The 9,323-nt window shown below is 61.3% G+C and carries 6 protein-coding genes and 1 pseudogene; 6 read left to right on the top strand and 1 reads right to left on the bottom strand.

What is annotated here, in order from left to right; all coding sequences use genetic code 11:
- Window positions 1-107: 107 nt before the first annotated feature.
- Window positions 108-1,031, bottom strand: a complete 924-nt coding sequence (locus ACW9JC_RS26090) for a TIGR03571 family LLM class oxidoreductase (RefSeq protein WP_457458587.1) — start codon at window positions 1,029-1,031, stop codon at window positions 108-110.
- Between the two features lie 238 nt (window positions 1,032-1,269).
- Between ACW9JC_RS26090 and mrdA the strand changes: the two genes are divergently transcribed.
- The 6 genes and pseudogenes from mrdA to qhpG all read left to right on the top strand — a co-directional run bounded on the left by mrdA (window position 1,270) and on the right by qhpG (window position 9,254).
- Window positions 1,270-3,162 carry a penicillin-binding protein 2 gene (gene mrdA / locus ACW9JC_RS26085; protein ID WP_338582135.1) on the top strand — a complete coding sequence of 631 codons (1,893 nt, stop codon included), beginning with the start codon at window positions 1,270-1,272 and terminating at the stop codon, window positions 3,160-3,162.
- A 10-nt stretch (window positions 3,163-3,172) separates the two neighbouring features.
- Window positions 3,173-3,412: pseudogene (locus tag ACW9JC_RS26080) on the top strand (histone deacetylase family protein); the annotation flags it as partial.
- A 244-nt stretch (window positions 3,413-3,656) separates the two neighbouring features.
- Window positions 3,657-5,561 (top strand): sigma-54-dependent Fis family transcriptional regulator, encoded by a 1,905-nt coding sequence (locus ACW9JC_RS26075; RefSeq protein ID WP_457458585.1) that lies wholly within the window; start codon window positions 3,657-3,659, stop codon window positions 5,559-5,561.
- Entirely contained in the window at window positions 5,561-7,279 is a 1,719-nt protein-coding gene (locus ACW9JC_RS26070; protein ID WP_457458583.1) for an ABC transporter ATP-binding protein, read from the top strand. The genes ACW9JC_RS26075 and ACW9JC_RS26070 overlap by 1 nt, the downstream gene beginning before the upstream one ends.
- 5 nt (window positions 7,280-7,284) lie before the next feature.
- Complete coding sequence (qhpE, locus tag ACW9JC_RS26065; RefSeq protein WP_457458581.1) at window positions 7,285-7,962, top strand: subtilisin-like serine protease QhpE; 678 nt, start codon at window positions 7,285-7,287, stop codon at window positions 7,960-7,962.
- The gene (qhpG, locus tag ACW9JC_RS26060) at window positions 7,959-9,254 is read left to right on the top strand and encodes a flavin-dependent monooxygenase QhpG (protein WP_457458579.1); all 1,296 of its coding nucleotides are present in this window, start codon (window positions 7,959-7,961) and stop codon (window positions 9,252-9,254) included. The genes qhpE and qhpG overlap by 4 nt, the downstream gene beginning before the upstream one ends.
- Window positions 9,255-9,323: the final 69 nt, after the last annotated feature.

The following is a 9,323-nucleotide window of genomic DNA, read 5'->3' as shown; positions in this document are numbered from 1 at the left end:
CCGAAACCCCAATTGCGAAAGCAGTTGGGGTTTTGTTTTGGGCGAAAGAAAAGTGCCGCGATAAAAAAGGGATAGCCTGTTGGCTATCCCTTTTTCATTTCGCAGCTTTAATGAAACTTCGGCAGCACGAACTCTGCAATCTCTTCAATAACCTCCGCGACCGGCCGTTCGCTGCGACGTATATGCAGCCCGACGTGCTGAACGCCTGCTTCACGCAATCCCTGAAGTTCGTCAATCAATGCCAACCGTCCGCAGCTACCACCGAAGCGCACACGTCGCATCGGCGCATGAGGATTGGCAGCCAAGTCCAGGTGAACGAAGCTTACATAAGGTTTATCCCCGCCCACCTCTCGCCACAACCCTACTCGCCGACGATGCTCATCCGGTGTTCCAGGATAGGCGAGCCAACCATCCATATGCTGGCCAATCCACGCTGGAGATTGCTGACCAAGCCCCGCAACCAACAACGGCGCTGACTGATCGCGCTCCGGAAGCAAGCGTGCCCCTTCCGGCAATCGGCCCTCGCCTTGGCTGCGCAGCAATTCAACGGTCTCGCGGAAGATTTCGCCGCGCTGATCGTAATCCACGCCAAACAACGGATATTCCATCGGACGGTCGCCACTGGCCACGCCCAGCAGCAGGCGCCCATCACTTAGCTCATCAATGCTGTTGGCCGACTTGAGGGTCAGCCAAGGCTGACGTAGCGGAAGTACGACCGCAGCCGTACCCAGCATGATGTTGTCGGTAATGCCGGCCAGATAACCAAGGTAGGAGAAGGTTTCGAATACCTGTGCTGCGTCGCCGAAGTGGGGGTCATAAACCGGTACGTCGCGGACCCAGAGCGCGCGAAAGCCGGACTGGTCGGCCAAGCGCGCCATGGCGGCATGCTGCTTCAAATCAGGCACACCAAAGGGGCGGTCCTCGGCTATCCGCAGCCGTTGACCATCGCTGGACCAATCATTATCCAGCGGCAGTTCCAATCCGATGGAAAACCCGTTTGAACCCAGTAATCGTTGAAATCGCGGATGCATGAACACACTCCAAAAAATGATATGCATCCAGTATCGACCCAGCCATCAGCAAGAAAAATGCAGGAATGGGAACATCAATATTGACTGAAGCGCACGAGTCCTCCGCCAATTGGAAATTCAAGTTAAAAAAACGACATAAAAGTGGCTTGGCAGTTTTGTTATGGTGCAGCTCATTTTTTTGACGGACAGTTTTCTTGCCAAAGGACCGGTATCTTCTTTTCAAAGAGTTGCTTCAGAAATGCCCCAACCGATACCGATCAAGGACCACGAAAAAGAGACACGCCTGGTCAACAAAAGATTGATGGCTTGCGCCTTGTTTGTCGTAGCCATTACCTGCGCGCTGGTGGTGCGCATGTACATCCTGCAGGTCGTTGAATTCGACTATCACTCCACGATCTCCGAAAACAACCGCGTCCATGTCCTGCCGATCACGCCTACTCGCGGATTGATCTATGACCGCAATGGCGTTGTCCTGGCCGACAACCGGCCCAGCTACAACCTGACCATCACTCGCGAACGCGCGTCCGATGTCAATCAAGAGCTGGACGAGGTGGTCAACCTGCTGCACCTGCCCGCTGAAGACCGCACGCAATTCGACAAGGCCATGAAACAGGCACGTCATCCGTTCGTACCGGTGACGCTGTTCTATGAGCTGAGTGAAGAACAGATCGCGGTACTCGCGGTTAACGAGTTCCGTTTACCGGGCCTCGATGTCGAGCCCCAGTTCGTTCGGCACTATCCACTGGGCGAGCATTTCGCTCATTCGGTCGGCTATGTCGGACGGATCAACGAGAAAGAATCCAAGGCGCTGGATACGGTCGAGTACCGCGGGACGCAATCCGTCGGCAAGACCGGGATCGAAAAATTCTATGAGTCGCAGCTGCACGGCCATGTCGGTTACGAAGAAGTCGAAACCAATGCTCAGGGCCGCGTGCTGCGAGTGCTCAAGCACACTGACCCGGTGCCCGGCGAAAACATTGTCCTGAGCCTCGACGTCAAGCTTCAGGAAGCTGCCGAGCAAGCCTTGGGCGATCGTCGTGGCTCAGTGGTTGCGCTCGATCCATCGACCGGTGAAGTGTTGGCCATGGTCAGCAATCCGAGTTTCGATCCGAACCTGTTCGTCACCGGTATCAGCTCGAAGGAGTACTCGACGCTGCGCGACTCCATCGACCGTCCACTGTTCAATCGCGTGCTGCGCGGGCTCTATGCACCAGGCTCGACCATCAAGCCCGAGGTTGCGATTGCCGGACTCGACGCCGGTGTCGTCACGCCCCAGACCCGAGTCTTCGATCCGGGTTACTACCAACTCCCGGATTTCGATCACAAGTACCGCAACTGGAACCACAGCGGTGACGGCTGGGTGGACATGGACGCGGCGATCATGCGCTCCAACGACACCTACTTCTATGACTTGGCGCACAAGCTGGGGATCGATCGCCTGCACGACTACATGTCAATGTTCGGGCTCGGTGAGAAAGTCTCTCTCGACATGTACGAAGAATCCTCTGGTCTGATGCCATCCCAGGCCTGGAAACGCGCCACACGCCGCCAACCGTGGTTCCCGGGTGAAACCGTGATCCTCGGCATTGGTCAGGGCTACATGCAGGTCACGCCGCTGCAACTGGCCCAGGCCACCGCGTTGATCGCCAACAAAGGTGTGTGGAACCGCCCGCATCTGGCCATGACCGTGGACGGCGCTGCGCCGGTGGATGAGCACCCGATGCCGAACATCCTGCTCAAGGATCCGCGTGACTGGGAGCAGGTCAACCACGGCATGCAGATGGTGATGCACGATGCTCGCGGGATTGCCCGGGCCGCAGCGGCAGGCGCGCAATACCGGATCGCCGGCAAGAGCGGCACCGCGCAAGTGGTGGCCATCAAGCAGGGTGAGCGCTACAACCGCGAGAAAACCCGCGAGCGTAACCGCGACAACGCTTTGTTCGTCGGTTTCGCCCCGGCCGAACACCCTAAGATCGTGATTTCGGTGATGATCGAAAACGGCGAGGCCGGTGGCCGAGTTGCCGGACCGGTAGTGCGGCAAATCATGGACGCCTGGCTACTCGATCAGGACGGGCACTTGAAGCCGCAGTACGCCGTGCCGAGCAAGGCGCCGGGCGATCCTCACGTCTGAACCATCAAGGCTTGAAGGGGTGACGGAGTTCGGTGCCGAGGTGCTGGTGCTATCCTTGGGCTTCGATATTTTCGAACTGGACCCGCAGAGCAAGGTGGCCGTGACGCGGGAAGGATTCGCCGTGTTGGGTGAGCGGATTCGCAGTCTTGGGTTGCCGTGCCTGATTGTGCAGGAGGGCGGGTATCACCTGGAGAGTCTGGAGGATAATGCCAAGGCGTTTTTTGTGAATGCCGAGGTGTGGCAGCTCTGATTTATTCGTTGTCCTGGATGCCGCCATCGCTGGCAAGCCAGCTCTCACAGTGTCCGAGTAAAACCGCAGATTTGTGGTCGACGAGAAACCTGTGGGAGCGGGCTTGCCCGCGATGAACGATAACGCGGTCCACCTGACGGAACACAAGCGCCCTACGGCACTTGCCATCGCCCTGACGTTAACGTAAAGATTGCTCCAGGGCGCCGATGTTTGAAGGCGCAGGGCGGACGACCCGGAGCGCTTGATGACGCTAATAAAAACAAACTCCCCCAAATTGCACCGCGAAGCCCGGCTGGCCCGGGAAAAGCTGCATCTGGAAGGCGAAGTGCCCGATGGCGTGCTGCGCGCCGAAATCGATGCTTCCTGGCGACGCAGCCTCAGCCATGGCGTGCATTTTAATGCCAAGCATGAGCTGGCACTGGAATCGAGTGCCAGCCTCGACGTGCTGCTGGCCAGTAACCGATTGCTGATCGACGCCGCGTTGCCGGCCATCGATTACCTGGCCGAACGTCAGGGCAAGGAAGGGCTGATCATCCTCGCCAACTCCGACGCCACCATCCTTGCCGTCGAAGGTCGCGCCGACCGTCTCAACGGCAGCGGCCTGCAAGACATCACCCTCGGTGCCTGCTGGAGCGAAGCCGCTCGCGGCACCAATGCTCTTGGCACCGCGCTGGTTGAAGCCCGGCCAACGCTTATCGATTGCGGCGAACATTATCTGGATCGCCTCAGCGATTTTTCCTGCACCTCGGTGCCGATTCATTGCCCGCAGGGCGACATCCTTGGCGTCCTCGACCTGACCCGCGAAGGCCCGCTCGGCCGCGCCCACGACAGCACCGCGCTGCTGGCCATGGCCGTCAGCCAGATCGAGAGCCGGGTGTTCAACGCCAGTTATCCGGACGAGATCGTGCTGGCGTTTCACAGCCGTCGCCAGTACCTCGAATCCCCATGGCAAGGCCTGCTGGCGGTCAGCCTCGGCGGGCAGATCCTCGCGGTCAGCGCCCAGGCCTGCCAGTTGCTGCATGCCGAGCGTTCGGCGCTGGTCGGTCGGCGTTGTGAAGAGTTTCTCGGTGTCGATGGCCTGCAATTGCTGGCGCGCCTGCATCAGGGCGGCGTCGGTAGCCTGCAAACCGCCAAAGGCGAGTTTTTCTACAAGACCCTGCGCGCGCCGCAACGCACGATCAATGTCAGCACCCCGCCGCGCAGCGTGGCGAAAACCGCCAAACCGCAACCGGATCTTGAATCCCTGGCCGGCAGCAATCCCCGTTACGCCCGCGCGCTGCGCATGGCCCGACAAGGCCTGGCCAACGAGCTACCGGTTTTGCTGTTGGGTGAAACCGGCACCGGTAAAGAGGTCATCGCCCGCGCCTTGCACATGGCCGGCGCGCGCTGCGACAAACCCTTCGTCGCCGTCAATTGCGCGGCAATCCCCGAAGGCCTGATCGAGTCCGAACTGTTCGGCTACCGCGAAGGCGCGTTCACCGGCTCGCGCCGTGGCGGCATGGTCGGTCGCTTGCAGCAGGCCCATGGCGGCACGCTGTTTCTTGATGAAATCGGCGACATGCCGCTGGCCCTGCAGGCTCGCCTGCTGCGCGTGTTGCAGGACCGCAAGGTCGCGCCGTTGGGTGCTGGCGAGGAGCAGGACATCGACGTCGCATTGATCTGCGCGACCCACCGCGACCTCAAGCGTCTGGTCGAAGAAAAGCATTTTCGCGAAGACCTGTTCTACCGGGTCAACGGCATCAGCGTGATGCTTCCGGCCTTGCGCGAGCGCGAGGATTTTGCGGGTTTGGTCAGTCGTTTGCTGGCCAAGCTCGATGCGCCGACGGTGGTGCTGCATGACGACCTCAATCGTCTGCTTGGCGGCTATCACTGGCCGGGAAACATCCGTCAACTGGAGATGGTCCTGCGCACCGCGCTGGCCATGCGTGAACCGGGTGACACCGTGCTGACCCTCGACCACTTGCCCGACGGCATGCTCGACGAATTGACCGCGACCGAACGGCCCCAGGCCGGCAGCATTCGTGAAAACGAACTGGAGATGATTCGCCAGTCCCTGGACAGTCATCAGGGCAACGTCTCGGCCGCCGCCGACGCCCTGGGCATCAGTCGCGCGACCCTGTATCGCAAGCTCAAACAGTTGCGTTCGTGATGCAGCGCTTGATCGTTCGGCTGATCGACAGCCAGAACCCCGAGGCCCTGCAAGCGGCGTTGCGTTGGCTCTACAGCTTTGTGCGGCCGCATCGGCTGGCGATTGCCGGACTGCTGGGATTGTCGGTGTGCGCCTCGGCGCTGGTGCTGGTGCAGCCATGGCTGACCAAACTGCTGATCGACGATGGCTTGCTGGCGCGCAACTTCCCGATGCTGGTGCTGATCGCCGGGCTGATGATCGTCGCCGGCCTGTTGGGCACGGCGCTGTCGGGGATCAACCGCTACCTGCACACGCGGTTGTCCGGGCGCATGCTGTTTGCCCTGCGCGATGATTTGTATCGGCATTTGCAGACCTTGTCGCCGAGCTTCTACGGCCAGCGGCGCATCGGCGACCTGATGTCGCGCCTTGATGGCGACGTGGCGGAGATCCAGCGCTTTGCCGTGGACTCGCTGTTCTCGGCGGTGTCCAGCGTGATCGGCCTGGTGGTGGCGGTGGCGATGCTGTTGACCCTGTCATGGAAACTGTCGTTGTTGGCGCTGGTGCTGATTCCTCTCGACGTGCTCTGGCTACGCTGGATGCGGCGCAAGGTCGAGCGCGATGTGCGGCAATTGCGCGAGCGTTCGGCGGACATGTCGTCGTTCATGGTCGAGACGCTGCCGGTGATGAAATTCATCCAGTCGGCCGGCCAGCAGCAGCGTGAAGCGCGACGCCTTGAGAGTTTGGGCCAGGGCTACATGAGCCAGTTGCTGCGCCTGCAAGTCACCGAGTTTTTCACTCAGGCAGTGCCGGGCACATTGACCTCGTTGTCCCGGGCCTGTGCATTTTTGATTGGCGGTTATTGGGTGGTGCAGGGCACTTGGCAATTGGGCGCATTGATCGCGTTTTCCACTTATCTGGGCATGGCTGTCGGGCCGGTGCAAAGCCTTCTGGGGCTGTACGTGGCGATTCAACGCATGACCGTCAGCCTCGGGCGGGTGATGGAATTGCGCGGCGAAGAACCGACCGTGATCACACCGGTCGCACCGAAACCGATGCCGGCTTCTGGCGAGCTGCGTTTCGAGGACGTGCACTTCACCCATCCCGGTCGCCAGACGACGTTGCGCGGTATCGAGGCGCGGATTCCCTACGGTCTGAAAGTTGCCCTGAGCGGCGGCTCCGGCGTCGGTAAATCGACCTTGATCGATCTGCTGCAACGGCATCACGATCCGCAGTCCGGCCGCGTGCTGCTGGGTGAAGTGGATGTGCGTGAGCTGGACCTGTTCCAGCTGCGTCGGCGCATTGCGGTGGTCAGTCAGGACATCGTGTTGTTCCGTGGCAGTCTGGCCGACAACCTGGCCTATGCGGTGCCCGACGCCAGCCGTGAAGCGATTGCCGAAGTGGCGCGGCTGGCGCAGCTCGACAGCCTGATCGCATCCTTGCCCGAAGGTCTGGACAGTCCGCTGGGCGAGCGCGGCCAGCAGTTGTCCGGCGGGCAGAAACAGCGGATCGCTATCGCCCGCGCGTTGTTGCAGGACCCTTTGATCCTGGTGCTCGACGAAGCCACCTCGGCGGTGGATGAAGCCACCGAACGCGAAGTGATCGAGGCCATCGACCGCCTGTTTGCCGAGCGCACCCGCATCCTGATCAGCCATCGCCCCTCAACCCTGGCCGATGCCGATCTGCGTTTCGAATTGATTGACGGTGTACTGATGTCGAAAACGGTGTTGCATGAAGTCTGAGCCTTATGAAAGCTGAGCTGCGTATCGGTGTGGTGGACAGTGGTCACTCGGCGGCGCAACGGGTGCAGGTGATCGCCGGGCGGCGTTTTTCCCTGGTAGAAGACGGACTCGCCGAAAGCGACCTGCGTGATGATCCACTGGGACACGGCAGCGCAGTGATCGAAGCCATCGGCCGGCGTGCACCGTCGGCGCTGTTTTGCGTGGCCCAGGTGTTTGATCAGCGCGGGGTCACCAGCGCGTTGCAGATCGCCACGGCCATCGACTGGCTGGTGGCGCAGGACGTGCGCCTGATCAATTTGAGTCTCGGTTTGCGTCAGGATCGCAGCCTGTTGCGTACAGCTTGCGCGGCAGCTGTGGCGCGGGGCGTGCTGCTTTGCGCGTCCAGCCCGGCGCAGGGCGAGGGTGTGTACCCGGCGAATTATCCACAGGTGCTGCGCGTCACCGGCGATGCACGCTGTGCCGAACTCGAGTGGTCATGGCTCAACAGTGCCCAGGCCGATTTCGCCGCGTGTGTGCATGGCACGTATCCGGGGCAGTCGGGCGCCAGTCTCGGCTGCGCGGCATTGAGCGGGCACATCGCCGGTTTCCTGGTGGAGCAGCCCGGGGCGAGTAACGAACAAATCATCGAATGGCTTCGACACAACGCGCGTTATCGCGGGCCTGAACGGCGCTTCGGACCATGAAGATGATTGTGGTGTTGGGCGCCGGGCCGGCAGGCGCAGCGGTGGCGTTGGGGCTGCGGCGACTGGGTTATGCCGTCACGTTGGTCAGTGAATGGCGCCGGTTTGCGGCGCTGGAAGGCGTTTCCATTCGGGTGCTGGAGGCATTGCGCGGCGCTGGCCTGCATCAGGCGTTGGCGGATGCGACGCTGCCCTCTCAACGTCAGGTGAACTGGAACGGCCAGCAGCACGCGCAAAACATCGAATATTTGCTGGATCGCCCGACCTTTGATCGCGGCCTACGCGAGGACTTGCGTGCGGCGGGAGTGTCATTGATCGAGGGCCGGGTGCTTGGCGTGCAGTCGTCGACCTCAGGGCATCAAGTCCAGATCGAAGGGCATGAAGTGCTGAGTGCGGATTTTCTGGTCGAGGCCCGTGGCCGTCAGGCGCCGACCCTCGGCAAAGGCCTGCGCGGGCCGGAGACGGTCAGCCTGCTCAATCGCTGGCAAGGTGCGCCGGGCACTACCGCCAGCGCCGTGGAGAGCCTCAAGGATGGCTGGGCGTGGATGGCGCGGCGGGCCGACGGTCAGTGCTACTGGCAATGGACGGTGGACGTGGCCAGCGCCGGGTTGCCGGGCAAGGCGCAATTGCTTGAGTACTGCCAACAGCGGCGTCAGGACTCGGCAGTGGCCCGGGCATTTTTCGGTGACGAACCCGAGCTCGATTTACAATTGCACGCCCGCAGCAGCACGGCGATTCTGAGCCCGCAGGTGTGCGGCGATAACTGGATTCGCGTGGGCGACGCGGCGATGGCCGTGGACCCGCTGTCGGGCAATGGCATTTTTCAATCGCTGTCCTCGGCGTTGCAGGCGCCGACAGTGATCAACACCCTGCTGCGCAAACCCGAACGCGCGGCGTTGGCCCAGCGTTTTCATCAGCAACGGGTGGAGCAGTTGTTTCTGCGCTTCGCCCGGATCGGCCGGGACTTTTATGCCGATGACCAGCGTTGGTTCGATCAACCCTTCTGGCAGGCACGGCGGCAATGGCCGGATGCCGAGGTTGCCCATGCCGAGGCGGATTTCGAGGCGTTGAGGATTGAGCGGGCGCCGGTGTTGCGTGATGGATTTGTCGATGAGGCCGAGGTGGTGATTACCGCGGATCAGCCGTTGGGGATCTGGCATGTGCAGGGGGTTGAGGTGGCGGTGTTGGTGCGGCGGTTGCGCAGTGAATCGGCTGAGCAGGTGTTGGCTGGATTGACTGTCGAACAGGGAAGGATGGTCAGGAGTTGGTTGTTGGCTCAAGGTTACAAGCCCTGATTTTTGCAGTGACAGGTCGGGCCCTATCGCGGGCAAGCCTTGCTCCTACAGGGGACCGCGATATCTGTA

This window comes from Pseudomonas sp. SDO5591_S426, from assembly GCF_054070755.1.
This window is presented reverse-complemented; position numbering and strand designations above follow the sequence as displayed.